Raw genomic sequence first — 25,033 nt, forward strand, 5'->3', positions numbered from 1 at the left:
GTGGCGCGTAAAGTCGCTCGTCGTTCGGGCGCGACCGAGTAGATTGGGCGGCATGACGATCGAGCACGACGACGACCTCGCAGCCCTCAAGCGCGCCGCGCGCGCGGCCGCCGAAGCGCGTGATGCGATGGCGCGTGCGCTCGCACCCGGGCTCACCACCGCCGACCTCGACGCGATCGGCCGCGACGTGCTGCGCGCGCACGGCGCGCGATCCGCGCCCCAGGTCGCGTACGACTTCCCGGGCTGGACGTGCATCAGCGTCAACGACGCGATCGCCCACGGCATCCCGAGCAACAAGGTCGTGATCCGCGCGGGCGATCTCGTGAACATCGACGTGAGCTGCGTGATCGACGGCTACTGGGCCGACTGCGGCGCGAGCTACGCCGTGGGCGACGTGTCGTCGCGCGCGAAGCTGCTGCTCTGGGCGACGAAGAAGGCGCAGGAAGAGGCAATGCAGGCGGCGCGCGCCGGCGAGCCGTTGCGCATGATCGGACGCACGGTCGAGCGTCGCGCGAAGCGCCACGGCCTGCGCGTGGTGCGCACGCTCGGCGGGCACGGCGTCGGGCGCCACATCCACGAGGACCCGCACGTGTCGAACGTCGAGCACCGCTTCGATCGCACGCGCCTGCACGAGGGCCTCGTGATGACGATCGAGCCGTTCCTCACGCTCGGCGCGACCGACGTGTTCGAGGATCGCGACGGCTGGACGCTGCGCACCACCGATCGATCGCTGGGCGCGCAGTTCGAGCACACGCTCGTGGTCACCAAGGGCGCGCCGATCGTCCTCACCGCGTGAGGTCGTGCGAGGGGGGCGCGCGAGCGCCCCGTGCGTACACTGCGCCGCCCGAGCCCTCGGCTCGGACGGGAGATCACGACTACATGAAGCGACTCTCTTTGGTTCCGCTCCTCCTCGCGACGTGCCTCGGAGCGATCTCGATCGCAACGCTGACGCCATCGAGCGCGGCCGCGCAGGACGACGTCTCGATCGGCTCGACGAACCCGATCCGCAACTGGTACGCGGGCGGCGGTCTCGGCGTGAGCGCGGGCCTGGACAACGGTGGTGGCGCGCTCTTCCTGCTCAACGAGGAGGTCGGCTACCAGCTCGATCCGATCCTGCTCGGCGGCGGCACGGACCTGCAGCTCCGCTTCGGGCTCGACCTCGCGCAGCACCTCGGTGACTTCTTCATCCTCACGTTCGGCGCGCGCGCGACGGCGTCGTTCGGCGTGTGGACCAACGGCGAGCTCACGATTCGCGTCGCGCCGGCGCTGGTGCTCGGCGGCGCGGTGAGCATCGTCGACGAGGTCTGCACCGTGTTCGGCTGTGCAGGCGGCGGGACGAACGGCGCGTTCAACATCCAGTTCTCGACGCAGGCCGAGCTCGACCTGCTCCAGGGGATGCTGACGGTCTATTTCCGACCGATCGCGATCGACGGCTACATCGCGGACGGCTCGGGCGCGCGCTGGAACATCGTCGCGGGCGCGCTCGTCCACTTCTGATCGCGCATCCACGAGCTGATCGCGAACCCACCAACGACGCGCGGCGTGCACACCGATGCACGCCGCGCGTTTTTCTTTCGGTCACCGCCGCGCGTCGCGCGAGCGATCGCGGAAGTACGCTTCGACCTTCTCCGCGCTGTTGCCGACGGCCGCGACGGCGCGCTTCAGCTCGTCGTGCGACACACCGAATTTCTCGGACCAGTAGCGCAGCTCGTGTGCCTCCGAGGTCGAGACGCGCGTGCGATCGGCGGGGCCCTTCTTCGTCGGATCGTCTGCCATGCAGGAGCACGTAGGCACGACGAAGGGCGCTACGGAATCCGTAGCGCCCTCCGCGTGATCGCGCTCACCAGCCGCTGATCTTCGCGATCATGTACTTCATGACCTCGCTCGCGCCGCCGCCGATGCGGAAGAGGCGCTGGTCGCGGTAGTAACGCGAGACCCAGAGGTCCTCGAGGTAGCCCATCCCGCCGTGGAATTGCACGACCTGATCGGCGATCTCGCTCGACACGTCGCCCACGAAGAGCTTGCTCATCGCGATCAGCTTCGTCGTCTCGAACGAGATGTCGCCCTTGCGCACGTAGCGATCGGTGTTGAACGCGTCGGCCGCGCGATAGACGAGGGACTTCGCCGCCTCGGCCTTCGTGTAGAGGTCGGCGAGCTTGTGCTGCCACACCTCGCGCTTGATCAGCGGCTTGCCGAAGACGTGACGCTCGCGGCCCCACGTGAGGCTGCGATCGAGCGCGTGGAACGCGCCCGCGATCGCCGAGCTCGAGCCGACCAGACGCTCGCTCTGGAAGTTCTGCATGAGGTAGATGAACCCCATGCCCTCCTGACCGAGCAGGTTGCGCTTGGGCACGCGCACGTTGTCGAAGAAGAGCTCGGCGGTGTCGCTCGCCCAGTTGCCCATCTTCTCGAGCTTCTTGCTCACCGAGAAGCCGGGCGTGTTCGTCGGGACGAGGAGGATCGAGATGCCGTGGTGGCCGGCGTCGGGGTTCGTCTTGCAGAGCAGCGTGACGAAGTCCGCGCGCGTGCCGTTCGTGATGTACGTCTTGCTGCCGTTGATGACGTAGTCGCCGCCATCGACGCGCGCGGTGGTGCGCAGGCCCGCGACGTCCGAGCCCGCGCCCGGCTCGCTCACGCCGAGCGCCGCGATCTTCTCGCCGCGCAGCGCGGGCGCGAGGAACTCGTCGATCTGCTCCTTGGTGCCGAGCTCGCCGATGCACGGCGTGGCCATGTCGCTCTGCACGAGCAGGCCCATCGTCACGCCCGCCGAGCCGCAGCGCACGAGCTCTTCGCTCTTCGCGATCGAGTACCAGTAGTCGCCGCCGCTGCCGCCGGCGCTCTCGGGATAGTGCGCGCCCAGGATGCCGAGCTCGCCGGCGCGCTTGAACACCCAGTTCGGGAAGAGCTCGTCGCGCTCCCACTCGTCGACGTGCGGCAGGAGCTCCTTCTCGGCGAACTGGCGGACCTGCTTGCGGAAGAGCTCGTGCTCCTCGGTGTACGGAGTGAACGTCACGTCTCGCGCGCCTTTCTCGCGTGCTCCGCCGATCCCCGACCGGAACGCCGCGCCAGAATGAATGGCCATTCATTCGTACCGGTTCGCTCCGAGAGTTTCAAGAGCGCTCTGGGGGAGTTGCTCTCTCGGGAGCCCGGACGTAGAGGTCGATCGAATGGGCTGGATCGCGCTCGCCATGCTCGCCGTCACGTCGCTCGAGCTGTACCTGCTGCTCGCCGTCGGAGATCTGCTCGGGTTCTGGCCCACGATCGCGCTCGTGCTCGGCACGGCGCTGCTCGGCGGATACCTCTTGAAGCGCGAAGGGCTGCGGGTGTTCCGCGAGTGGCAGCGCGCGCTCGCGGAGATGCGGATGCCCGAGGAGGGCATCACGTCGGGCCTGCTCGTGCTCGTCGGCGGCACGCTGCTGATGACGCCCGGCGTGCTCAGCGATCTCACCGGGATCCTGCTGCTGATCCCGCCGATCCGGCTCGTCGTCGCGCGGCTCATCGAGGCGCGGGTGCGGGCGCGGATGGAGCGCGGCGGAGGCGTCGGCAGCGTGTTCGACTTCCGCGTGGTCACGCCGCAGGGCGCGTACGGGCGGCGGCGCGTGGTCGACGTGGACGGAGTGGTGGTCGAGGACCGCGAGGTGCGCGCGCCCGGACCGCCGCGCGCGCGGGTCGGCGGTGAGGTGCTCGAAGGCGAGGTCGTCGACACGACGACGCGCCGGCTCGAGCGTGGAGAATGACGGGCTTGAAGAGCGTGGCGGTGTACTGCGGTTCGGCGAGCGGCGCGCGCCCGGCGTACCTCGCGGCGGCGCGCGCGCTCGGCGTGGAGATCGCGCAGCGCGGGATGTCGCTGGTCTACGGCGGCGCGACGGTCGGGCTCATGGGCGCGGTCGCGGACGCAGCGCTCGAGGCGGGCGGCTCGGTGATCGGTGTGATCCCGCGCTCGCTCGTGGATCGCGAGATCGCGCATCCCGGACTGACCGAGCTGATCGTCGTCGACACGATGCACGAGCGGAAGGCGGCGATGAGCGCGCGCGCCGATGCGTTCGTCGCGCTGCCCGGCGGGTTCGGCACGATGGACGAGCTCTTCGAGGCGCTCACGTGGTCGCAGCTCGGCATCCATCGCAAGCGCAGCGGGCTGCTCGACGTCGAGCAGTACTGGCAGCCGCTCGTGCGCTGGGTCGAGCACGCGAAGGACGAGGGCTTCGTGCGCGCGCACCATCGCGAGCTGCTGATCTGCGACGACGATCCCGCGCGGCTCCTCGATCGGCTCAGTCCGCCGCTTCCGCGCTGACGACGTAGAGCGCGTACGCGGCCCACGTCGCGGCGAGCACGAGCGCGACGCCGAGCGCGACGGGCGCCGCGAACCGGCGCGGCCCCGCGCTGAACGCGAGCACCACCTTCGTGACGCTGTTCGTCGAGAGGCACGCGAGCACGGCGATCATCGCCGAGGTCGTCTCGAGCTGATCTGCCGCGTGCACCGACGCGACCGACGCGCCCGCTGCGTGCGCGTCGGCGAACGCGGCGACGGTCGACGCGATCACCACGCCGAGCGCGCCGACCTGACGACCGATCAGCGTCGCGCCGATGCTCACGCCGGTCACCAGCAGCGCGAAGATCAGCGCGCCGCGCAGATCGACGGCGCGCCCCGGCGGCGGCCCGCCGTGCTCGCTGCGCGCTGCGCGCAGCGCGAAGAGCCCGGCGTAGAGCAGCGCGGCGACACCGCCCGCGGCGAGCGGGATCCACAAGCCCTGCTCGAGCAAGCGCGGGCTCGCCGCGCCGACGAGCAGCGCCATCTGCACGAACGTCGCGATCGTCGACGCCGCGGCCGCGGCGATCGCGCCGGTGACGTGCGGCGGATCGTCCTTCGCCTTGCCGCCCATCGACGCGATCGTCGCCGAGCTCGACACGAACCCGCTCGCGAGCCCGGCGATCGGAAGACCCCAGCGCGCGCCGAGCATGCGCTGCGCGACGTGCGCCGCGAGGTGGATCGCGAGGATCAGCACGACGAGGCGCCACAACGTGAACGGCACCAGCACGCCCCACGGATCCACCGGCTGCGCGGGCAGCATCGGCAGAACGACGAGCGCGGCGGCGGCGACGATCAGCGCGTCGCGGAGCTCGGCGGGCGAGAGGATCTCGCGCACCGCCTCGTGGATGCGCGCGCGGTACGCGAGCAGCAGCGCGGTGACGATGCCCGCGGCGAGCGCGGTGGTCGGACGATCGATCGCGAGCGCGCCGAGCGCGAACGCGAGCACGAGCGCGATCTCGCTGGTGAGCCCGGGATCGGTGCGATCACCGAGCCAGTACGAGACCACCGCGGCGATGCCCACCGCCGCGCCGAGCACCGCGAGGGCGAGCGGCTCGTGCAGCGCGTGGGCGATCGCGCCGAGCAGCGAGGTGATCGCGAACGTGCGGATCCCGGCCGCGCGATGCGCGCCCTCGCTCATGCGCTGCTCGCGCTCGGCGCCGATCACGAGGCCGATCACCAACGCGATCCCGATGCGCAGCTCGATGGAATCCGGCACTCGGTGTCACTTTCTCTCTCACCGCTCGAGCAGCGCCATCACGATCTCGAACGCGATCAGCAGCACGATGACGTACTCGACGGCGAGCGCACGCCGCGCGTGCGCCTCGTCCTTCAGCACATCGTACGCCTGCGCGAAGAGACGCAGCTTGCGCATCACGCTGTCGCGCCACGCGAGCGCGTGCTGTCGCTCGAGCGCCGCGAGGTACACGCGCGCGAGGTACGTGTCGGACGCGACGCGCACCGCGCTCTCGGCGCGATCCGCGAGCTCCGAGAGCTCGACCATGTGGAGCTGGGCGCGGCGCGAGAGCGCCTCGTGCGCGCGCCCGAAGATCCACCAGCCGCGCTTCGTCGCGTGGCCGAGCTCGTCGTACACGCGGTCGAGCTCGCGATCGATGATCGCGTCGTACACCCGGAATTCGAGGAGCTGGGAGCACGCGAGCTCGAGCGCGAGCACCACGTCGCGATCGTCGCTCGGCTCGATCACGAGCGCGCTGGTCGCGTGCACGATCGCGAGGTCGTCGACGTAGTACTGGAAGCGGTGCGCGAGCACGTGCTCGCACGCCGCCTGCGAGACCGGGCGCGGATCGGACTCGCCGAGCAGCAGGCGCGCGACGATCTCGGGACGCGCGAGGGGATCGCCGGTGATCGCGCGCACGAACACGACCGCGTAGCGCTCGATCTGGGGCAGCTCGGTGAGCGGCTCGTTCGCGAGCGCGACCAGCGGCTCCGCGAGCTCCCGCGCGATCGCGCGCGCGGCGTCGTCGATCGCGCTCGCCTCCCACGTCGACGCGGCGAGCGGGACGAGATCCTCGAGCGCCGTGCCCGGCGCGATCGGCACCTCGAGCACCACCGCGACCACGCCGAACCGGAAGAGGCGAAGGCGCGCGGTGACGGCGAGCTCGGTTCCGTCGCCGAGCGTGATCGTGCGCGGGCCGAGATCGAGCTCGACCGGGAGCGTCTCGAGCGCGAGCGCGACCGAGCTCTCGCGGCGGATCGAGACACGACGCACGGTGGCGCGCGACTCCAGCAACATCGGCGCGCGATCGAGGTCGAGCTCGTCCGCGACGTCGAGGAAGCGGAAGAGCAGCACGCTCCCCGAGTCGATGCGCGCGGTCACGCCCATCGAGCAGGTACATACGCACGCGGGTCAGCGCCGCACGGAGAGGCGCTTCTCGCCGAGGATCATCGAAGGATGCGGGCGTCGCGCCTCCGCGAGCCCGAAGTGGGTGGTCGTGATCTCGCGGATGTGCGCGACGCATTCCTCAGGCGAGTCGGTGACGACGAGGCGATCGACGTCGTGCCCGTCGATGGTGCGCTCGGCGAGCATCGTCTCGCGCAGGAACGAGATCATCGGGGCCCAGTAGTCGCTGCCCATCAAGACGATCGGGAACGCCTGGATCTTGCCGGTCTGCGCGAGCGTCGCGGTCTCGAAGAGCTCGTCGAGCGTGCCGAACCCGCCGGGCAAGCAGACGAACGCGTACGAGTACTTCACGAGCATGACCTTGCGGACGAAGAAGTGATCGAAGAGCACGTAACGATCGAGGTACGGGTTCGGCGCCTGCTCGCGCGGCAGCACGATGTTGCAGCCGATGCTCGAGCCGCCCGCTTCGTGCGCGCCTCGGTTCGCGGCCTCCATGATGCCGGGCCCGCCGCCGGTCATGACCGTGAACCCCGCGCGCGCGAGCCGTCCGCCGAGCTCGCGACCCATCGCGTAGTAGCGGTGCCCTTCGTCGAAGCGCGCCGAGCCGAACACCGTGACGCACGGTCCGACGAACGTCAGCGCGCGGAAGCCGCGCACGAGCTCGCCAGTGATGCGCATCGCGCGCGCGAGGTCCCGCAGTCGTCCTCGTGGGCCCTCGAGGAAGCGCGACTCGCCCTGGCGCTGCACGCGCACGAGATCGAGCGACTCGACGTCGGGATCGTCGGAGCGCTCGCCGGGGACCTTCGAGCCGTGCGTCGTCACGCGAGGTCGTCGTTCGCCGCCGCGTCCCGCCTCGCGCCCTCGCCTTCGAGGTGCTCGCGGAAGAACGCGACGACGCGGGCGCGGGCGTCGCGCGCGCTCTCTTCGTGGTGCTCGGCGTGGAGCGGGCCGATGCGCCCGAGGTAGCCGAGCACGCCGCGCGGCGTGTGCGTGAAGAAGCTGTGGCCCGCGTCGGGATAGACCTTCACGTCGTGCGGCACGCCGAGCGTCGCGAGGTTCTTCTGCAGCTTCGGCGCGAAGCGCGCGAACGTGGTGTCGCGCGCGCCGTAGCTCGCGACGACGGGACAGCTGCGCGGCATCGGATCGGGCGCTTCGCCGTAGAACGGCGCGGCGACCTTGTACTTGCCGTTCATCGCGAGCAGCAGCGCGAAGCCGCCGCCCAGGCAGAAGCCGATCACGCCCATGCGATCGGGATCGACCTCGGGGCGCGCGGCGAGCCAGCGACGCGCCGCCTCGAGGTCGTCGACGGCCTGACCCTCGCCCTTCGAGATCGCGCGCAGCGCGCGCGCGATGCAGAGCGGGCGCGCACCGCGATCGAGAATGTCGGGGATCAGCACGATCCAGCCCTCGCTCGCGAGGTCGCGCGCGACGCGCTTCATCTCGTCGGTGAGGCCGAGGAGCTCGTAGACCATCACGAGCGCTGGCAGACGACGCCCCGAGGTCGAGTCGGGCATCGTGAGGACGGCGCGCATCGCGTGGCCGTCGTCGCAAGAGAAGGTGACGTCGATCTGCACGATGCGATCACGATAGCTGGTTTGCGCGCGAACGCGCGGTATTCACAGGGGGCTGCGCGTGATGTTCTCCATCACCAATCGGTAGCCGAACCAGCCGTTGTCGAGCTCCACGCGCGTGGGCGGAGGCGCGCTGGGATCGGGCGAGAGCCCGCCCTCGTAGGTGATGCGGATCACGCCCTCGACGCCCTCGCGCGCGAAGCTGCGCGCGAGGAGGCGACCGTCGGCCCACGTCTCGTCGAGGATCTCGGGCCCCGTCGCGGTGGTGATCTCGTCCGTGTGCGCGCCGTCGGCGCGCGCCGCGTCGAGCCCGAAGAGCCACGTGCGGTGCACGTCGACGAGCATGAAGCGCGGCGGGAACGGCAGCTCGCGCGGGAGCTGCGACTCGAAGCGCGGCTCGGCGTCGCCTTCTTGTGCGAGCGTGAACGCGCGCGAGCCGTGCGGGCCGAGCGCGACCATCACCAGCGCGTCACCGCGCTTCTCGAGGAGCGCGCGGAACGTGTCGCTGCCCTCGGCGTGCACGGCGGTGATCTGGTGATCGATCGCGAAGTCGGCGCGGTACGTCGACGGCGCGCGCACCGGCCCGGCGTAGTCCTGCGGAAGGGTCCTGGAGGTCGCTCCGGGGCCGCAGCCGAGCGCGAGCGCGAGGAGGATCGTGGTGAGGATGGTGCGCATCGAGGGCATGGAGAGCATGGGCGCGGATCGCAGTGGTCACGAGGGCTTGCGTGTGCCCGCGAGCAAGAGCGCCATCGGCGAGAAGACGAGCGCCAGGCCGACGCCGACCGATGCCATGAGCCCGAGCGCGCGCATCGCGGGGTGCGTGCTCGCGGCGAGCAGACCGAACGAGATCACGGTCGTGATGCACGCGACGGTGATGCCGACCATCGTCGTCGCGACACCGCGGGGGTCGTCGCGCGACTCGATGAGGAACACCGCGAAGTCCTCGGCCATCGAGAGCACGAGGAGCGCGCCGACGAGGTGCATCAGGTTCGCGGGCTCGCCGAGCAGACCGAGCACGCCGAGCGCGGTCGCCGCGGCGAGCAATGCGGGCGCGACCGACGCGAGCCCGAGCCGGACGCTGCGATATCGCGCGACGCAGAGCCCGAGCACGACGAGCATGCCGACCGCGAGCAGCTCGAGCGTGCGCGCGCGGAACTCGCGGTACGCGCTCGCGAGGAACTCGCCCTGATCGAAGTACGCGACGCCCTCGAGCGACGCGAGGCGTGCGCGCAGCGCGGCCGAGTCGGACACGCCTTCGACGAACGCGAGATACGCGACGCGATCGCTCGAGAGATGCACGCGGAAGGGGCGCACCAGATCGGCGATCGGGCTCGCCATCAGCGCCTCGTAGGTGAGCGGCTCGGGCGCCGGCGCGGCGAGCGACGCGCGGAACGGCTCGAACATCGAGGGCACGAAGCCCTCGCGCTCGAGCGCGGTGATCGTGCGGTCGGCGAGGGCGGGCGCGTTGCGGACGGCGTCGTCGACGCCGCGCTGGGTCGCGATCGAACGCACGAGGTGATGCGCCGAGCGGAACGCGCGCAGCTCGCCCGCGTCGCGCGCACGGGTGAGCGCCTCGAACGCGCGCTCCGCGCGAGCGAGCGCCTCTTCGTCGTCGCGCCCGGTCGCGATCACCAGCCGGCCGGCCTCGCCCTGCGCGACGCGCGAGCGCACTGCCGCGTCCTCGGCGAGCCACTCGGGATCCGCCTGGTTCAGCGCGCGGATGTCGTCGACCCACGCGAGCTGCGGGATCCCGATCGCCGCGATCACGAGCGCGACGATCGGCAGCGCGAGGAACGGCGCGCGATGCGACTGGAGGCGACGCCAGAGACGGAACGCGACGTCCGCGGCGGCGCGCGTGATGCGCGGCGGCTCGCTGCGCATCGGCATCCACGGCGGGACCATCACGCGCGTGGAGAGCAGCGCCGCGGTGACGCCCACCGCCGCGAAGAGCGCCATCTCGCGCATGCCGGGGAACGCGGTCCAGCCGAGCCCCGCGAGGCCCGCGATCGTCGTGCTCGCGCCGAGCGCGAGCCCCGGCCAGATCGTGCGCATGGTCGCCTCGGGCCCGCGCGCGTCGGGCTCGAGGACGTGGTGGTTCACGTAGTGCGAGACGTAGTCGATGCCCACGCCGAGCAGCGACGAGCCGAACGCGAACGTGATGCCGTGCACGCTGCCGAAGACGAGCCGGCACGCCGCCGTCGCGGCGACCGTGCCCACCGCGAGCGGGATGCCGCCGAGCAGGAGGAAGCGCGGCCCGCGATAGAGCGCGAGGAAGAGCACCACCACGCCGAGGGTCGAGAGCGTCGAGATGCGCTGCACGTCCTCGCGGATGTCGTGCTCGGCGCGGCGCGCGAAGCGGTGCACGCCCGCTTGCTCGACCCGCAGCGATCCGCCGTGCGCGTCGATCAGCGCGCGCGTCTCGCGATCGATCGCGTCGAGCAGCGGACCGATGCGCGCGGTGTCGAAGCTCGGCGCCTCGCTCGCGAGCAGCACGAGGGCCCAGCCGTCCTGGCTGACGAGCTGACCGTCGATCACGCGCGGACCGCCCTCGGCCGAGCCCTGCAGACGCCGCAGGTGATCGAGGAAGGCGAGCAGCGGATCTTCCTGCGCGACGCGCCGCACCAACATCGCGGTCGGGCCCGTGACCTCGCGCTCGAGGCGCACCGCGGCCACCCGCAGCGCGTCGTCGCTCAGGTGCGCGCGCGCTTCCTCGGGCGTGTCCGCGAAGAACGCGTAGCGACGCGCGAAGTAGAGCTCGTAGAACGCGCGCTCCACCTCGGCGGGCGGTCCGCTGCGCACCCACGCGACGCCCTCGATGGTGCGCAGCCGATCGGCGAAGGTGCGCGCGGCCGCGATCGACGTGGGCTCGTCCTCGGCGCGGATCGCGATGACGATCGTGCGCGAGAGCTCGGAGTCGATCACCTGGCGCGCGACGTCGGCGAGCTCGCGATCCTCGCTCGACGGGATGAACTGCGAGATCTCGTGGCGGACGCGCAGATCGTGGAACGCCCACACGCCGATCGCGGCGGTCACGAGCGCGAGCACGATCGACACGATGCGACCGCGCCGCCGGTCCGACTGGGGTTCGCTCACAGCGCGGCGATGATGCGACGCGCGCCCACGCTCGTCACGGAAGACGTCGCGATCGCAGTCGTGCGATGATCACGTCGCGAGATGCGGCTCCGAGTGATCGGCTACTGGCGCAGCGTGAACGAGCGCGATTCGTCGCTGCCCGATCCGCGCGACTTCATCGATCCCGAGTGGGACGGCGCCGAACGGGACGTCGTCGTCGACTACCTCCGGCAGGGCCGTCGGATGGCCGCATTCCACGGCTTCTCACGGTGCCGGCTCTGCGGATCGACGAACGGGAGCCAGGAGCTCACCGACTTCACGTACGTGTGGCCCGAGGGGTACGCGCACTACGTCGCGGAGCACGGAGTGAAGCCGCCGGAGGAGTTCGTCGAGCACGTGAGGAACGAGCTCGTCCGGTTGGGCACGATCGAGCCCGATCTCGATTGGTGGCGCGAGCAGCGCGGTCCGAGCAAGGCGCGGCACTGGCTGCGCTATCGCGTCGAGATCGGCCCGTGCGACGTGCGCGCGACGAACATCATCCAGCAGATCGCGGGGGGCGTGCTGGGCTGGGATCGCGCCGAGCGCATCTACACCGAGCTCGCGCGCAAGGGCAGCGCGCGCATCACGCTCAGCGATCGCCGGCTCGCCGACGACGTGCGCGAGCGGCTCACCGGCGCGCGCGTGGCGTGCACGATCGTCGAAGAGCGCGTGCCCGCGCCCGACACGCTGCTCGGGTGACGACCTCGACGTTCCTCGCGAACCAGCGGCTGCCGATCCACCGGTGGTTCCGCTACTCCGCGGGGTTCTCCGGCGCGTGGGCCGAGGCCGTGATCCGCGAGCGGACGAGCGCGCATCACACGATCCTCGACCCATTCGCCGGCGTCGCGACCACGCTCGTGGCGGCGCAGCTCGCGGGGCGTCACGCGCTCGGGGTCGAAGCGCATCCGTTCGTCGCGCGCATCGCGCGCGCGAAGCTCACGCCGTGTGATCCCGATGCGCTCGAGCGCGCCGCGCAATCCGTTCTCGCCCACGCCGAGTCGCTCCCCCGCGAAGCCGCGTGCGACGACGAGCCCGAGCTGCTCCGCGCGTCGTACTCGCCCGACGCGCTCGCCGATCTACGTCGCCTCCATCGCGCGATCGAAGCCCAGGGCGAGCACCCACTGCTCTGGCTCGCGCTGGTCGCGATCCTCCGCGCATGCTCGAGCGCCGGCACCGCGCCCTGGCAATACGTGCTGCCGAACCGGCGCAAGGCGCGCGTCGCCATGCCATTCGTGCGATTTCCGATGCAAACCGCGCTCATGAGCGCCGATCTGTGCGCGGGGCGCACGAGTGCAGTGCTCCATCACGACGACGCGCGTACCTGCGCCTCGATCGCCGATGCTTCGGTCGATCTCGTCCTCACCTCACCGCCCTACCCGAACAACTACGACTACGCCGACGCGACGCGCCTCGAGCAGACGTTCTTCGGCGATGTCCGCGAGTGGCGCGATCTCCACACGACCACGCGCCGTCATCTCGTGCGCGCGTGCTCGCAGCACACCGCCGCGGATCGTCTCGCGCTCGGCGATCTCCTCGCCGATCCCCACGTCGCGCCGATCCGCGATGCGCTCACCGGCGTGTGCGAAGCGCTCGCCGCGATCCGCGCGTCGAAGCCCGGCAAGAAGACCTATCACACGATGATCGCCGCGTACTTCGTCGATCTCGCGCGCGTGTGGCAGGCCCTCGCGCGCGTGGTGCGACCCGGCGGCGAGGTCTGCTTCGTCATCGGCGACTCCGCGCCCTACGGCGTGCACGTCCCGGTCGACGACTGGCTCGCTCGGCTCGCCGACGCCGCGGGCTTCACTCCGACGCGCACCCGCGAGATCCGCGCGCGCAACGTGAAGTGGAAGAACCGCAAGCACCGAGTCCCGCTGCGCGAGCTCGAGCTCTGGCTCACCCGCCGCCGATAGAACGCGCCGCTCGCACCACCGAATCCGCCACGGCGTGGTCGCGCCGCACGGCGGAGCGGAGACTCTCGCTCGATGGGCCCCTCGGTCGTCCTCCTCGACATGGTGCAGGCGCGCTCGCGACAGCGCGCGGTGCGCGCGATGCTCGGTGCCGCGCTCTCGGCGGCCGGCCTCGTCGGCGTCTATCTCTTCGCGTCCGACATGCTCGCGCGCGCCGCGATGAACCCGATGGGCCGCAGCGCGGGCGGGTACGTCTGCGCCGCCGTCGGAGGCCTGCCCTGCCTCGTCGCGCTCGGCCTGGCGCTCATCACGATCGTCGAAGCGCGTGGGGGCGGCCCCGACGCGCGCTTCCTGATCGAGCGCTGGAGCTCGATCGCGAGCGCGCAGAAGAAGATCACGACCTACACGATGAAGGGCGCCGAGGTGGGCAGCACCGCGTCGATCATCATCACCGAGCAGGGCGGTGCGCAGACCGAGATCACGGTGCGCGCCGCCGACGTCGATCGCGCGGTCGCGCAGATCAACGCCGAGCTCTCGATCCGCCGCTGAGCGTCACTGCAGCGAGAACACGCGCGCGGCTTCGGCCGCGGTGTAGCGACGTCGCGTGTTCACGTCGGAGAACGTCGTCGTCGTCACGTCGCCGCTCACCTCGGTCATCACCATCGTGCGCAGCGACGTGCCCTCGCCCTCGAACCGGATCTCGCGCAGGAAACGATCGAGCGGCGACGCGCGCGGCGCGAGCGTCAGAGTCCAATTGGCACCCTCGCGCGGCGTGAACTGCACGCGATAGACACGCTCCAGCGCCGCGCGATCGCCGCGCAGCAATTCCGAGAACGTGTCGACGAAGCTGCGCACGACCGGCTGCGCCGCGAGGTCGATGCGCTCCACGCGCCCGCCCTCGCTCATGCGCAGCTCGTCGCCGTCGATGAGCACGACCTGCGGGCTCGGCGACGTCGTGCGGCGCGCCAGTCGTCCCGGCCGCATGTAGTGCACGGTGCCTTCGCTGATCGCGGGCACGCTGAGCAGCGCGATCCGCTTCTCCTCGCGGAACCGCAGCTCCATGCCCTCGACGCCGCGGAAGCTCGCGAGGATCGCGTCGAGCGACGGCGCGCCCTGCTGCGCGCTCGTCACGCTCGCGACGAGCATCGACGCACTAAGAAGGAGAAATGCGCTCCAGGATCTCACGCGGCGTCTCCAGCAGCATCTCGCCGTCGGGACGCGTCGTGACCAGCACGGTCACGCCGCGCGCGGCGCGTTTGCCCGTCTTCTTGCTGACGACCTCGTACGCGATGCCGATGCGCGGATCGCGCTCGCAGAACCATGCCTTCACGCTGAACGGCTCGCCATATCGCAGCGGCGAGACGTGGCGCGAGCGCGTCTCGATCACGTACCAGTGGAAGCCCAGCGAGACGAGATCGGGCGCGTCCACGCGATGCCTGCGCTGCAGCGCCTGACGCGCGATCTCGAAGTACTTGTAGTAGTGCCCGTGCCACGCGACGAGCAGCGGATCGACGTCGTGGAACGGCACTTCGAGATCGACGATGACCGCGTCGTCCGGCGGCTTCTCGCGCAGCCCGCGATCGACGCCGCTCATGCGCGCGCCTCCGGCACCGTCCACGCGATCTCGCCGAGCGGCAGCGCGTCGTCGCGATAGAGCTCGAGCACGGCCTGGATGTCGACGTCCATGCGGCGATCCGCTTCGTTCACCGGCACGACGCGACGCACCGCATCGCGCATCTCCGCGCTGCGCGGGTGGCAGTGCCCCTGGCCGCGCAGATCGACCGCCTGACACACGGTGAGCAGGTGGATCGCGGCGACCGTCTCCGTCAGGTCCAGCACCCTCACGCACTCGCGCGCCGAGATCGTCCCCATCGAGACCTTGTCCTGGTTGTACGACTCGGTGCTGCGGCTGAAGACGCTCGCGGGCATCGACATCTTCAACGCCTCGGCCGCGAGGGCCGACGCGCTGATCTCCATCGCCTTGAACCCGTGGTGGGTCGGGCGATCGATCCCGCTGCGCATCACGAGGTTCGCGGGCAATCCCGCGTTCGTCGCGGGGTTGCAGAGCATCCCGACCTGACGATCGAGCAGGTCGGCCACGTTCGCGACCACGTTCTTCATCGTGTCGGTCACGAGGCACGCGTGACCGCCGTAGAAGTTCCCGCCGTGCAGCACGCGACCCTCGGGCGCGCTCGACGAGTAGCCCTCGATGATCGGGTTGTCGTTGACCCCGTTGATCTCGGTCTCGAGCATCCGCCGCATCCACGGCAGACAATCGAGGATCAGCCCGATCACGTGGGGCGCGCAGCGGATCGAGTAGCGATCCTGCACGCGCGCCGGGGTGTTGCGGTGGTGCACGCCGGCGCGGATCCACTGCGCGGCCTGGCGCTGCCCGGGGTGGTTCTTGAGCTCGAAGATCCGATCGTCGAAGTGGTCCGGCACGCCGTGCAGGACGTCCGACGCCATCGCGGAGATCGTGCACGCGAAGCGCGCGAGCTTGAGCGCGCGCGTCCACGACAGGCATCCGAGCGCGCTCATCACGCTCGTGCCGTTCATGATCGCGAGCGACTCCTTGGGGCGCAGGTTCATCGGCTGGAGCCCGAGCTCCGCGAGCGCGTGCGGGGCGTTCACGAGCTTCCCGTGGAACCAGCACTCACGCTCGCCCGCGAGCAGCGCGCCGATGTAGCTGAGCGGCGTGAGATCGCCGCTCGCACCGACGCTGCCTTCTTCGGGGATCGCCGCGACGCAACCGCGCGCGACGAGCTCGCACATGCGATCGAGCAGCTCCTGGCGCACGCCGCTGAAGCCCTGCGCGAGCGAGTTCGCGCGCACCGCCATGATCGCCGCCGCCGCGTTCTCGCCGAAGAGCGCGCCGGTCCCGCAGCCGTGATAACGCACGAGGTTGAGCGGCATCTCCTCCGCGACCTCGACCGGCACGTGGAACTCGACCGACGCGCCGAAGCCCGTGGTCACGCCGTAGATCGTGCGCGCGCCCGCGAGCGCGTCGTCGATCAGCTTGCGGCTCTGCGCGATACGCTCGCGCACCGCGGGGTCGGCCGAGATCGCCGGCACGGCGCGCTTCTCCGCGATCGCGCAGACGTGCTCGATCGTCATCGGCTCGTGGCCGAGCGGCAGGATCGCGAGCTCACCCATTCAGCGCTCCCAGAAGTCGTAGAAGTTGAACCAGTTGTCCGGCGCCATCCGGACGAAGTGCTCGAGGCGCGTCGCGTACTGCTGCACGTACTTCGCGAGCGCCTCTTCGCGCGCCTTGCGCGGCAATTCGATCTTCTCCGCGAACGGCTCGCAGAAGAGATCGTAGCGGTTCGGATCGCGATAGAGCCCGAACGTCAGGTACACCGGGCACTTCAGCATCGACGCGAGCAGATAGGGCCCGGTGGGGAACTTCGCGGTGCCCCCGAGGAACTCGGCGCTCACGGTGCGCGCATCCGCGGCGTCGGCGTTGGGCGGCACACGATCGGCGAGGATCGCGACGATCGCGCCCTGCTCGATCAGCTCCTTCACGCGCAGCATGAAGTCGATGCCCTCGCCCATCTGCAGCAGCTTCGCGTTCTTGCCGGGGTCGATCTTCTCGAACGCGTCGTTGATGCGCCGCGCGTTCTTCGTGTAGACGACCGCGTAGATCGGGAGATTCTCGACCTCGCTCTGGGCGCGCATCGCGTAGAAGCTGCCGAGGTGCGCGCCGAGCAGGATCGCGCCGCGCTTTCCGTCGCGCAGCTCCGCGAGGTGCTGGTGACCGTTGGTGGTCACGCGGAAGTGCCGGACCTTGCCGGCGACGAGGAAGAACGCGTCGAGCGTGGTCTGCGCGAAGCGCAGGATCTGCCGGTACGTCTCGTACGCGGTGACCTCGCGCCCGAGCACGCGGCGCAGCACCTCGCGCGACGCACGGCGCGCGCCCGGCGCGAAGAGCCAGTAGTAGAACGCGACCACGCGCGCGATCAGCCGCCCGAAGGTGCGGCCCATCACCGTCGCGGCGAACACCGCGGCGCGGATCGCGAGCACGCCGCCCTTCTCGCCGACGTCGGTCCAGCCCTGCCGCTGCGGCGGCTGGGGCGACGGCGTCTCGAGCGCCGCGGGCTGCTCGCTCATCGATCGCCCGGGAGCTCGGCGGGACGCGGCTCGCTCGCGCCCTTCTCGAGCACGATCGGGTCGGAGGGCGCGGGCAGCGCCGGCACCAGCGGTCGACCGAGCACGGTGCACCACGCGCGGTGCCACATCAGCCGCGTGTGCATCCGCGAGATGAGCCAGTTGTCGAGGAAGAGCTTGAAGTGCGACACCCCGCCCTCGACGTAGCGCACCTTCGTCGGGAGGTTCACGACCGGCGCGCCGGTCCACGCGATGCGCACCGCGATCTCGGGATCGAAGTCCATGCGATCGCCGCACTCCGCGCAGGCGCGCAGCGCGCTCTCGAGCGGATAGACGCGGAAGCCGCACATCGGGTCGGCGATCACGCCCCAGCCCGCCTCCATGTGCGTCCAGAAGATCGTGATGTTGCGCGCGATGCGGCGCCCGATCGGCGCGCTCTCGTCATACTCGGGGCGCCCGAGGATCAGCGCGCCCGGCTGCGCGCGCGCGACGTTCAGCAGGTCAGGGATGTCCTCCAGCGCGTGCTGTCCGTCGGCGTCGACCTGGAGCGCGTGGGTGAACCCGAGCTCGCGCGCGAACGCGAAGCCGGTCTTCACCGCGGCTCCCTTTCCGCCGTTCTGCGCGCGGTGCGTCACGTGCGCGAGCCCGTCGCGCCCGATGCCCGCGACCGCCGCGCGCCCCTCCTCGTGACTGCCGTCGTCGACGACCACCACGTCCGCGAGGTGCTCCCGCGCGCGCAGCACGACGTCGCGCACGGTGCGCGGATTGTCGTAGGTCGGGATCAGGATGCAGGGCCGAAAAGCGCTCACCGGACCGGGGGGCCGGTGTGCCGGCAGCTCACAACGTTGTCAAGCGAGCGCTCCTGGCCGTCCGCGCGGGATCACTCGCCGCGCGGCTCACCGTCCTTGCGCGGATCGCTCGCCGCGTGGAGCTCGACGACGCCGTCGCGCCGCACGATCCGGATGGTCTGCACGTTCGCGACGGTCGGGGTCTCGCTCACGTCGTGCCCGCGGCGCCACAACGCGAGGCGCGTTCCGGTGTCGACGCCCCGCTCGACGAGCGTCGTGGCCGGGCTGCCCTGCTGGTGCACCCGCGGCCGCGACATCGCCTCGCCGATCTCCGCGTCGAAGAGCAGCGACACCAGCGCGACCTGCTCGGTCGCGGTCGGGATGCGCGATCCACCGCTCGCGCCCACGCACATCACGGGGCGTGATCCCTCGAACACGATCGTCGGCGCCATCGACGACACCGGACGTGCGCCCGGCCGCGGCAGGTTCGCGGCGCCCCCCGGGAGCCCGAACGCGTTGGGCGCACCGAGCTCGCGCGCGAAGTCGTCCATCTCGTCGTTGAGCACCATGCCCGCCGCGCTCACGCGCGCGCCGAACAGCAGGTTGACCGTCGTCGTGACCGCCGCGATGTTCCCTTCTTCGTCGACCACACAGAGGTGCGACGTGCCGTGATCCGAAGGCGGCGCGCTCGGAGCGCGCGTCTCGTCCGGCGCGAGCGGAAGCTCCCATCGCTCCGCGGGCAGCGCGCGATCGCGATCGAAGATCGCCGCGCGCCGCGCGATGCGGTCGTCCGCGAGCAACGCCGCAGTCGGCACGTCGGCGTGATCGGGATCGCCGAGGTACGCCGCACGATCGACGTACGAGCCGATCCACGACTGGGTGAGCGCATGACGGAACGCCGCGCCCTCGCGCCACCCCCCTTCGGGCTGCCACGCCTCGAGCAGCGCGAGCGACTGCAACATCGTGATCCCGCCCGCGCTCGGCGGCGGCGCGCTCACCCATCGCCGACCGAACGCATCGCGCGAGATCGGCGTGCGCTCGCGGACCGCGTAGCCCGCGAGATCCTCGGCGGTCATCACGCCGCCGCGCGCGCTCACCGCGTCGACGATCGCGCGCGCGATCGCGCCACGATAGAACGGCGCCGCGCCCTGTCGCCCGAACGTGCGCAGCGTCGCCGCGAGCTGTGGGTTCGTGATGCGCGCGCCCTGCGCGATCCCGTCCGCGCCGAGCCACCCCGCGAGCAGCGTGTCCCCGCGGAGCAGCGCGAGCGCCACGCGCGACGAGTCGCTCACGTAGCGCGACACCGCGAACCCTTCGCGCGCGTAGCGCTCGGCGTGCGACGCGATCTGCGCGCGCGTCACCCGACGCGATCCGAAGCGCGCGATCAGCGCGTCGATGCCGGCAGGCTCGCCCGGCACCGCGACCGCGAGCCCGCCCGTCATCGAGCGCTGCGCCGCGACCTCGTCGGTGTCGCCCTCGCGCCGCGCGAACATGTCGTTCGTCGCCGCGCCCGGCGCGGTCTCGCGGAAGTCGAGGAACGTCAGCGATCGATCCGACGCACGGTAATAGAGCGCGAACCCGCCGCCCCCGAGCCCGCTCGACGCCGGGCTCACCACCCCGAGCGCCAGCATCGTCGCCGCCGCCGCGTCCGCCGCGTTCCCGCCCGCCGCGAGCACCCGCGCGCCCGCATCCGACGCGAGCGGATGATCCGCGGCGACCGCGTACCGCGCGTAGACCGCCGCGTGGGATGGCCGCGACGGCGTCGCCTGACCGACGAGCACGACCGCGAGGCACGCGAGCCCGAGAGCGACTCTCCGCATGTTCGCCTTCTACCACCCTTGCGCTCGCGCGCCGGGCGCGCGATGTACGTGCGCGCATGCGCATCGTCGTCCTCATGGACCCGGTCTCGACCGTCCTCGTCGACGCCGACACTTCCTTCGCGTTGATGCTCGCCGCGCAGGAGCGCGGCCATCGCGTCGATCACGCGCTGATCACCGATCTCTTCCTCCACGGATGGCGCCTCGGCGCGCGCGTCCGCCGCGCGACGATGCAGCGCGATCCGATCGCGCCGATCACCCTCGGCGACTACGAGGACGTGTGGATCGACGAGGTCGACGCGGTGCTCGTCCGCAAAGATCCTCCGTTCGACGCGAACTACCTCTGGGCGTGCCACCTGCTCGAGCACGTCCGCGGCAAGACGCTCGTCGTCAACGATCCGCGCGCGCTGCGCGACGCGAACGAGAAGCTCTACGCGACGCACTTCCCGTCGCTCATGCCCGCGACGCTCGTCGCGAACGACAAGGCACGCATCAAGCGCTTCGTCACCGAGGTCGGCGGGCGCGCCGTGCTCAAGCCGCTCAGCGGCGCGGGCGGCGAGAGCGTGTTCCTGCTTGCCGAGGGCGACCTCAACGTCAACGCGATCATCGAGACCGTCACGCAGGACGGGAAGCGCGTCGCGATGGCCCAGGAGTTCCTCCCGAAGGTCACCGAGGGCGACAAGCGCATCCTCCTGCTCGACGGCGAGCCCCTCGGCGCGATCCTCCGCGTCCCGCAGCGCGGCGACGTGCGCTCGAACATCCACGTCGGCGGCACCGTCGAGAAGACCGAGCTCGACGCGCACGACCGCGCGATCTGCGCCGAGGTCGGCCCGCGCTGCAAGAAGGACGGCCTCTACTTCGTCGGCCTCGACGTGATCGGCGGCAAGCTCACCGAGGTCAACGTGACGAGCCCGACCGGCATCCAGCAGATGTCGCGGCTTTCGGGCCAGGACCTCTCGGCGCGCGTGATCGAGTGGCTCGAGCAGCGTTCCGCGAGCTGATCGTCGGCTGGCACGGCTCGCGGGAGCGCCAGCTGCGCGTCCTCGCGAAGCACGACGAGTCGAAGCACGGCGCGGACGTCCTCACGCACGTGCCGCGCACCTTCCGCGCGATGAGCTTCCCCGAGGGCTGGGCCCGCGAAGGTCAGCGCCTCGCGGAGCGTCTCGAGCGCGCACACGCGGCCCGCCCGATGCCGCTCGTGATCCACGCGTTCAGCAACGCGGGCTTCTGGACCACCGCCGCGCTGCTCGATCGGCTCTCCCCCGCGCTGCGCGACGCGCATCGCGCGACCGTGATCGACTCCGCGCCCGGGTTCCCGCCGCACATCGAGGCGCGCTTCACCGCGCGCTACGCCACCCGCGCGATGCTCCCGGCACTGCTCGCCCGATTCGGCTTGCGCGCGTCGCACACGCACCCGCTGGTCGGTCCGCCGTTCGCGGCGTTCCTCTACGCGTGGCACCACGTCGCGCCGAAGCAGGTGCGCTTCATGGAGAGCAGCCTCGCGCGCCTGCGCGACGCCCACCGCGAGCGGCCGCTCATGGTCGTCTGGGGTGGCCGCGACGAGCTCGTCCCGGCGCGCTTCGTCGAGGCGTTCGTGCGTGACTGCGAGGCCCACGGCGTCCCGCTCGAGCGCCTCTTCTTCCAAGAGGGCGACCACGTCCGCCACCTCGTCGCCCACCGCCGCGAGTACTTCGCTGCGCGCGACGCCTTCCTGGCGCGCGTCTGAGCGCAGGGAGCGCCGAATGTGGAGCGTGGCGCGCTCTGCGCCCCTACGCGCCGATGAGGTACGACCCTGCCCCACCCGGCGCGACGCTCCCCATCGCATCCCGGTGTCACCCCTGCGAGTGCATCGCTGCAAGGGGGGTTGCAGATCCGAAAGGCGCCCACGGAAACGCGCCGGCGCAATCGCGAGAAACGTGGGGCAACTGCTTCCCGAACGTCTGGCACGGCCCTCGCTAAAGCCCCAGACGCGACCCGGTGACCTCGGCGAGTCTGCCCCCCCAACCGCCGATCACGCCAGGTCGCGCCAGGCCCGCGCTGCATGCCCCCCCCGCAGCGCGGGCCGCTTTTTTCCGTCCGCGAATCGCGGCGTTTCATCTGGGACCGGGCAAGACCCTCAGGGTTTTGCCCGGTCCATGACGTCCTGCGCGTGGCTCAGGGATGCGTGGTCGGAGAGGGCGGCCCCTCCACCTGCACGAAGCTCTGCACGGCGAGCCATCCCGTCGCGAGGAGCAGCGCCACCAGGATCGCGACCAAGACCGGCAGCGTGCCCCGCGGTCCCGCCTGCTCCGCGAACCGGTCGCGATAGAACCGTCCGCGGCTCCGCGCGCGCAGGCGCGACTGCACGCCGGGCAGCAGGTCCGGCGAGGCCTCGGGTCCCTCCTTCTGGTCCCCCGCGTCCCCACCGATCGCCGCCGCGCCGCGCACCACCATCCGGTACGCGTCGAGCTCGTCCTGCAGCTCGGGGTCGCTCGCGAGCGCAGCCTCGAACGCGGCCTTCTTCGCGGGATCGAGGCTCCCCTCGATCACGTCTCCGAAGAGGTCGCGCGCCTCGTCGCTCGTCATCGCTTCCATCGTCTCACTTCTTCCCCGACGACGCCTTCACCGCGGGGGTGCTCGAGCGACGCTCGCCGGTCGCGCGCTGCACGGCCTTCGCGAGCGCCAGACGCGCGCGGTGCAGCCGACTCTTCACGGTGCCCTCGGGCAGCCCGGTCTCCTGCTGGATCTCCTCGTAGCTCATGTTCTCGACGTCACGCATGATCACGAGCACGCGCTGGTCCTCGTCGAGCTCCATGATCGCCTCGCGCACGATCGTCTCGATCTGGTTCGCCTCGGCCTGCTGATCGGGGCGCGCGACCTGCGCCGACGAGCTCATCGACGCGCTCTCGACCGCGCCGTGCTCGGCGATCTCGTCGAGCTCCTTCTTCTTCCCGCGCGCGCGACGGTCCAGGTACTTGATCCGGTTCTTGCAGTGGTTCGTCGCCACCCGATAGAGCCAGGTCGAGAGCTTGCTGTCCCCGCGGAAGCCCTCGATCGACTTGAAGACCGTGATGAAGACCTCCTGCGCGACGTCCTCGGCCTCGCTGCGATCGCCGAGCATGCGCAGCACGAGGCGGAACACGCGCTCCTGATACAGGCGGACGAGCTCGTTGAACGCGGCTTCGTCGCGTCGTCGGAGCCGCTCGATCAGCTGTTCTTCGTGGCCGTCGGGCATCGGCACGTGGAACCCGAGGGCCTCGGCACGACGCTCCAGCGCGGCGTGATCGAGATCGTCGGGAACGAGGTCCACGCGCCCGAGACAACCTCGGCCGAGCGCGGTTCCGGCGAAGGTAGCCGGGATGCGCGATCACCCTCAAGCTCGATGGAATGCGCGCGATCCTGCTCGTCGATCACGGCAGCCGCGTCGACGCGGCGAACGCGCAGCTCGGCGACGTCGCGCAGCTGGTCGCGCGCATCGCGGGCGACGGCACGATCGTGCGTCACGCCCACATGGAGCTCGCGACGCCGTCGATCCCCGAGGGCATCGACGCGCTGGTGCGCGAGGGCGCGACCGAGATCGTCGTGGTGCCGTACTTCCTCGCGCCGGGAAGGCACGCGACGAGCGACGTCCCGCGGATCGCGTCCGAGGCCGCGAGCAAGCACCCCGCCGTGAACGTGCGGGTCGCGGCACCGCTCGGCGTGCACGAGCTCCTCGCTCGCCTGGTCCTGGTGCGCGCGCGGGAGTGACGAAGCTCCTCAGTGCACGAAGTAGCGGAAGCCGAGCAGCAGCCACGTGTCGTCGTCGCCCACGACCTGCTGGCGCCACGAGAAGTCGAGTCCCCAGTCCTGGGTGACGTAGCCGAGGCCCGCCGTCACGTAGTGGATGTCGCGACCGGTGTCGAAGCTGTAGCCCGCGCGGATCGGCACCCCGCTGATGAACACCTCGACCGCGCCGCCGAACGCCGCCTCGGGACGAAGCGACCCGTCGACGTTGTAGAAGGTCGACAGATCGGCGAGCCCGTCGAACGCGATCGTGACCATGCGGTCGATCGTGTAGCTCGCGCTGCCGCCCACCAGGCGCGGCACGAGCGACGTGCCGTGATCGATCAGGTTGAAGCCCAGCGCCGCGATGTGCAGGCCTTCGATCGGCATCACGCGGATCGCCGCGTCGACCGTGACGCCTTCCGCGAACGGGCCGCGGGTGTCGCCCTCGGGCTGCCCCTCGCGCCAGTAGCTCATGTACCGGCCCGACACGCCGATCGCGAACGCATCGCCGATCGGCAGCGCGAGCGAGAGGCGCCCTTCCATCCCGCCGTGCCCGTACTCGCCGTTGCCGTGGATGTAGCGATAGGACATGCCCATCGCGATCGGCGAGCTGTACGAGTCGACGACCGCTGCGCCCACGCTGAAGCGCGTCGTGCCCGGCTCGTACCCGGCGACCGACTCGATGTGATAGACGCGCCCGATCGTCAGGCCGGCCGCGTTGTACTGGAGCGCCGACGTCGAGGCCGCCGAGGCACGCGCGCCGAGGCCCATCGCGAGGCCGCGCGTCGTGTCGTAGCCCTCGGCGACCGGAGGATCGATCGCCGCCTGCGCCGCGAGCCGAGCTGGTGCGCCGAGCGAGATCGCGAGGGACCCTGCGAGCACGAGCACCCCCGCTGCACCTGACCAACGCACCATCGCTCCTCCGATCCCTCTGCGATCCCCCGAACGCCCGTTTCCCGAACGCCTGGACAGCGGTGTCCCTGCTTAACCGGGTTCGGCGCCGCACACCAAGAAAACCGCGTCGAACCGGTCGCAAACGCGGGAATGCGCCTCGCCTCGCGCGCGATCCGCCCGCCCGTGTGGACGGCCTCGGAGGGTCACGCGGCGGAATGCCACGAATCCAGTGTGATCACGCTGGCTCCCGTGACGAAACGGAGACCGGATCGAAGAGGCTCGGCGGATCACGTGTGATCTCCGAGGCTTCCCGAAACGGTTCGACGCACTGCGTCTGGACGCGTTCGGAACGAGCACGTCGCGGACGAAGAAAACCCAATCAGATCATGAGCTTAGAAGTTTCCGCAGGAAGACCCGTAGACGGCACCC

27 protein-coding genes are annotated in these 25,033 nt (G+C 70.9%); 10 read left to right on the top strand and 17 right to left on the bottom strand.

Annotated features, from left to right (window positions below):
* Window positions 1–52: 52 nt before the first annotated feature.
* The gene (gene map, locus DB32_RS41470) at window positions 53–796 is read left to right on the top strand and encodes a type I methionyl aminopeptidase (RefSeq protein ID WP_053238194.1); all 744 of its coding nucleotides are present in this window, start codon (window positions 53–55) and stop codon (window positions 794–796) included.
* An 83-nt stretch (window positions 797–879) separates the two neighbouring features.
* A complete protein-coding gene (locus DB32_RS41475) occupies window positions 880–1,497 on the top strand; it encodes a hypothetical protein (protein WP_157070310.1) in 618 nt (205 codons plus the stop codon).
* 81 nt (window positions 1,498–1,578) lie between these two features.
* Here DB32_RS41475 and DB32_RS41480 read toward each other — a convergent pair whose 3' ends face one another.
* Window positions 1,579–1,776 carry a DUF3606 domain-containing protein gene (locus tag DB32_RS41480; protein ID WP_053238196.1) on the bottom strand — a complete coding sequence of 66 codons (198 nt, stop codon included), beginning with the start codon at window positions 1,774–1,776 and terminating at the stop codon, window positions 1,579–1,581.
* A gap of 64 nt (window positions 1,777–1,840) precedes the next feature.
* Entirely contained in the window at window positions 1,841–3,013 is a 1,173-nt protein-coding gene (locus tag DB32_RS41485) for an acyl-CoA dehydrogenase family protein (protein ID WP_053238197.1), read from the bottom strand.
* Between the two features lie 154 nt (window positions 3,014–3,167).
* Between DB32_RS41485 and DB32_RS41490 the strand changes: the two genes are divergently transcribed.
* Window positions 3,168–3,737, top strand: coding sequence for an FxsA family protein (locus DB32_RS41490; protein WP_053238198.1), 570 nt, complete (start codon window positions 3,168–3,170; stop codon window positions 3,735–3,737).
* A 5-nt stretch (window positions 3,738–3,742) separates the two neighbouring features.
* On the top strand, window positions 3,743–4,291 hold the full coding sequence (locus DB32_RS41495) for an LOG family protein (protein ID WP_053239137.1): 549 nt from the start codon (window positions 3,743–3,745) through the stop codon (window positions 4,289–4,291).
* Here DB32_RS41495 and DB32_RS41500 read toward each other — a convergent pair.
* From DB32_RS41500 to DB32_RS41525, 6 genes are read right to left on the bottom strand one after another with little or no spacing between them, the layout of a single operon-like run.
* Window positions 4,269–5,525 carry an MgtC/SapB family protein gene (locus DB32_RS41500; RefSeq protein WP_053238199.1) on the bottom strand — a complete coding sequence of 419 codons (1,257 nt, stop codon included), beginning with the start codon at window positions 5,523–5,525 and terminating at the stop codon, window positions 4,269–4,271. The genes DB32_RS41495 and DB32_RS41500 overlap by 23 nt on opposite strands.
* Before the next feature lie 18 nt (window positions 5,526–5,543).
* On the bottom strand, window positions 5,544–6,650 hold the full coding sequence (locus DB32_RS41505) for an RMD1 family protein (RefSeq protein WP_053238200.1): 1,107 nt from the start codon (window positions 6,648–6,650) through the stop codon (window positions 5,544–5,546).
* A gap of 24 nt (window positions 6,651–6,674) precedes the next feature.
* Window positions 6,675–7,490 carry an LOG family protein gene (locus DB32_RS41510; RefSeq protein ID WP_205627128.1) on the bottom strand — a complete coding sequence of 272 codons (816 nt, stop codon included), beginning with the start codon at window positions 7,488–7,490 and terminating at the stop codon, window positions 6,675–6,677.
* Window positions 7,487–8,242: a dienelactone hydrolase family protein gene (locus DB32_RS41515; protein WP_053238201.1), complete on the bottom strand. Its 756-nt coding sequence runs from the start codon at window positions 8,240–8,242 to the stop codon at window positions 7,487–7,489. Before DB32_RS41515 ends, DB32_RS41510 begins: the two co-directional genes overlap by 4 nt.
* A 42-nt stretch (window positions 8,243–8,284) precedes the next feature.
* Window positions 8,285–8,914, bottom strand: a complete 630-nt coding sequence (locus tag DB32_RS41520; protein ID WP_157070313.1) for a DUF3261 domain-containing protein — start codon at window positions 8,912–8,914, stop codon at window positions 8,285–8,287.
* Window positions 8,915–8,950: 36 nt separating this feature from the next.
* Window positions 8,951–11,332 carry an MMPL family transporter gene (locus DB32_RS41525; RefSeq protein WP_053238203.1) on the bottom strand — a complete coding sequence of 794 codons (2,382 nt, stop codon included), beginning with the start codon at window positions 11,330–11,332 and terminating at the stop codon, window positions 8,951–8,953.
* 81 nt (window positions 11,333–11,413) lie between these two features.
* Here DB32_RS41525 and DB32_RS41530 point away from each other — a divergent pair, with 81 nt between their 5' ends.
* The 3 genes from DB32_RS41530 (at window position 11,414) to DB32_RS41540 (ending at window position 13,806) form a co-directional block, all read left to right on the top strand.
* Window positions 11,414–12,049, top strand: coding sequence for a hypothetical protein (locus tag DB32_RS41530; protein WP_053238204.1), 636 nt, complete (start codon window positions 11,414–11,416; stop codon window positions 12,047–12,049).
* The gene (locus DB32_RS41535; protein ID WP_053238205.1) at window positions 12,046–13,260 is read left to right on the top strand and encodes a DNA methyltransferase; all 1,215 of its coding nucleotides are present in this window, start codon (window positions 12,046–12,048) and stop codon (window positions 13,258–13,260) included. The genes DB32_RS41530 and DB32_RS41535 overlap by 4 nt, the downstream gene beginning before the upstream one ends.
* A gap of 72 nt (window positions 13,261–13,332) precedes the next feature.
* Window positions 13,333–13,806, top strand: coding sequence for a hypothetical protein (locus DB32_RS41540; RefSeq protein ID WP_053238206.1), 474 nt, complete (start codon window positions 13,333–13,335; stop codon window positions 13,804–13,806).
* 3 nt (window positions 13,807–13,809) lie between these two features.
* Here DB32_RS41540 and DB32_RS41545 read toward each other — a convergent pair whose 3' ends face one another.
* The 6 genes from DB32_RS41545 to ggt form a co-directional block, all read right to left on the bottom strand.
* Entirely contained in the window at window positions 13,810–14,442 is a 633-nt protein-coding gene (locus DB32_RS41545) for a LolA family protein (protein WP_157070316.1), read from the bottom strand.
* Entirely contained in the window at window positions 14,411–14,851 is a 441-nt protein-coding gene (locus tag DB32_RS41550) for an acyl-CoA thioesterase (RefSeq protein ID WP_075098164.1), read from the bottom strand. The genes DB32_RS41545 and DB32_RS41550 overlap by 32 nt, the downstream gene beginning before the upstream one ends.
* A complete protein-coding gene (locus DB32_RS41555) occupies window positions 14,848–16,410 on the bottom strand; it encodes an HAL/PAL/TAL family ammonia-lyase (RefSeq protein ID WP_053238209.1) in 1,563 nt (520 codons plus the stop codon). Before DB32_RS41555 ends, DB32_RS41550 begins: the two co-directional genes overlap by 4 nt.
* Window positions 16,411–17,364, bottom strand: a complete 954-nt coding sequence (locus tag DB32_RS41560) for an LpxL/LpxP family acyltransferase (protein ID WP_053238210.1) — start codon at window positions 17,362–17,364, stop codon at window positions 16,411–16,413.
* Window positions 17,361–18,170: a glycosyltransferase family 2 protein gene (locus DB32_RS41565; RefSeq protein ID WP_075097755.1), complete on the bottom strand. Its 810-nt coding sequence runs from the start codon at window positions 18,168–18,170 to the stop codon at window positions 17,361–17,363. Before DB32_RS41565 ends, DB32_RS41560 begins: the two co-directional genes overlap by 4 nt.
* A 71-nt stretch (window positions 18,171–18,241) precedes the next feature.
* Window positions 18,242–19,969 carry a gamma-glutamyltransferase gene (gene ggt / locus DB32_RS41570; protein WP_053238211.1) on the bottom strand — a complete coding sequence of 576 codons (1,728 nt, stop codon included), beginning with the start codon at window positions 19,967–19,969 and terminating at the stop codon, window positions 18,242–18,244.
* A gap of 56 nt (window positions 19,970–20,025) precedes the next feature.
* On the opposite strand from ggt, the gene gshB reads away from it, so the two are divergent.
* Together gshB and DB32_RS41580 are read left to right on the top strand one after the other, a co-directional pair.
* Complete coding sequence (gene gshB, locus DB32_RS41575) at window positions 20,026–20,967, top strand: glutathione synthase (protein ID WP_053238212.1); 942 nt, start codon at window positions 20,026–20,028, stop codon at window positions 20,965–20,967.
* Entirely contained in the window at window positions 20,940–21,692 is a 753-nt protein-coding gene (locus DB32_RS41580) for a DUF829 domain-containing protein (protein WP_053238213.1), read from the top strand. The genes gshB and DB32_RS41580 overlap by 28 nt, the downstream gene beginning before the upstream one ends.
* Before the next feature lie 428 nt (window positions 21,693–22,120).
* On the opposite strand, the gene DB32_RS41585 is transcribed toward DB32_RS41580, so the two are convergent.
* Window positions 22,121–22,531, bottom strand: a complete 411-nt coding sequence (locus DB32_RS41585; protein ID WP_157070318.1) for an anti-sigma factor family protein — start codon at window positions 22,529–22,531, stop codon at window positions 22,121–22,123.
* Between the two features lie 13 nt (window positions 22,532–22,544).
* On the bottom strand, window positions 22,545–23,255 hold the full coding sequence (locus DB32_RS41590; RefSeq protein WP_240481319.1) for a sigma-70 family RNA polymerase sigma factor: 711 nt from the start codon (window positions 23,253–23,255) through the stop codon (window positions 22,545–22,547).
* A 77-nt stretch (window positions 23,256–23,332) separates the two neighbouring features.
* Here DB32_RS41590 and DB32_RS41595 point away from each other — a divergent pair, with 77 nt between their 5' ends.
* Window positions 23,333–23,692, top strand: coding sequence for a sirohydrochlorin chelatase (locus DB32_RS41595; RefSeq protein WP_053238215.1), 360 nt, complete (start codon window positions 23,333–23,335; stop codon window positions 23,690–23,692).
* Window positions 23,693–23,701: 9 nt separating this feature from the next.
* Here DB32_RS41595 and DB32_RS41600 read toward each other — a convergent pair whose 3' ends face one another.
* Complete coding sequence (locus tag DB32_RS41600) at window positions 23,702–24,625, bottom strand: hypothetical protein (RefSeq protein ID WP_157070320.1); 924 nt, start codon at window positions 24,623–24,625, stop codon at window positions 23,702–23,704.
* Window positions 24,626–25,033 lie beyond the last annotated feature (408 nt).

The organism is Sandaracinus amylolyticus (assembly GCF_000737325.1).
GTDB lineage: Bacteria > Myxococcota_A > Polyangia > Polyangiales > Sandaracinaceae > Sandaracinus > Sandaracinus amylolyticus.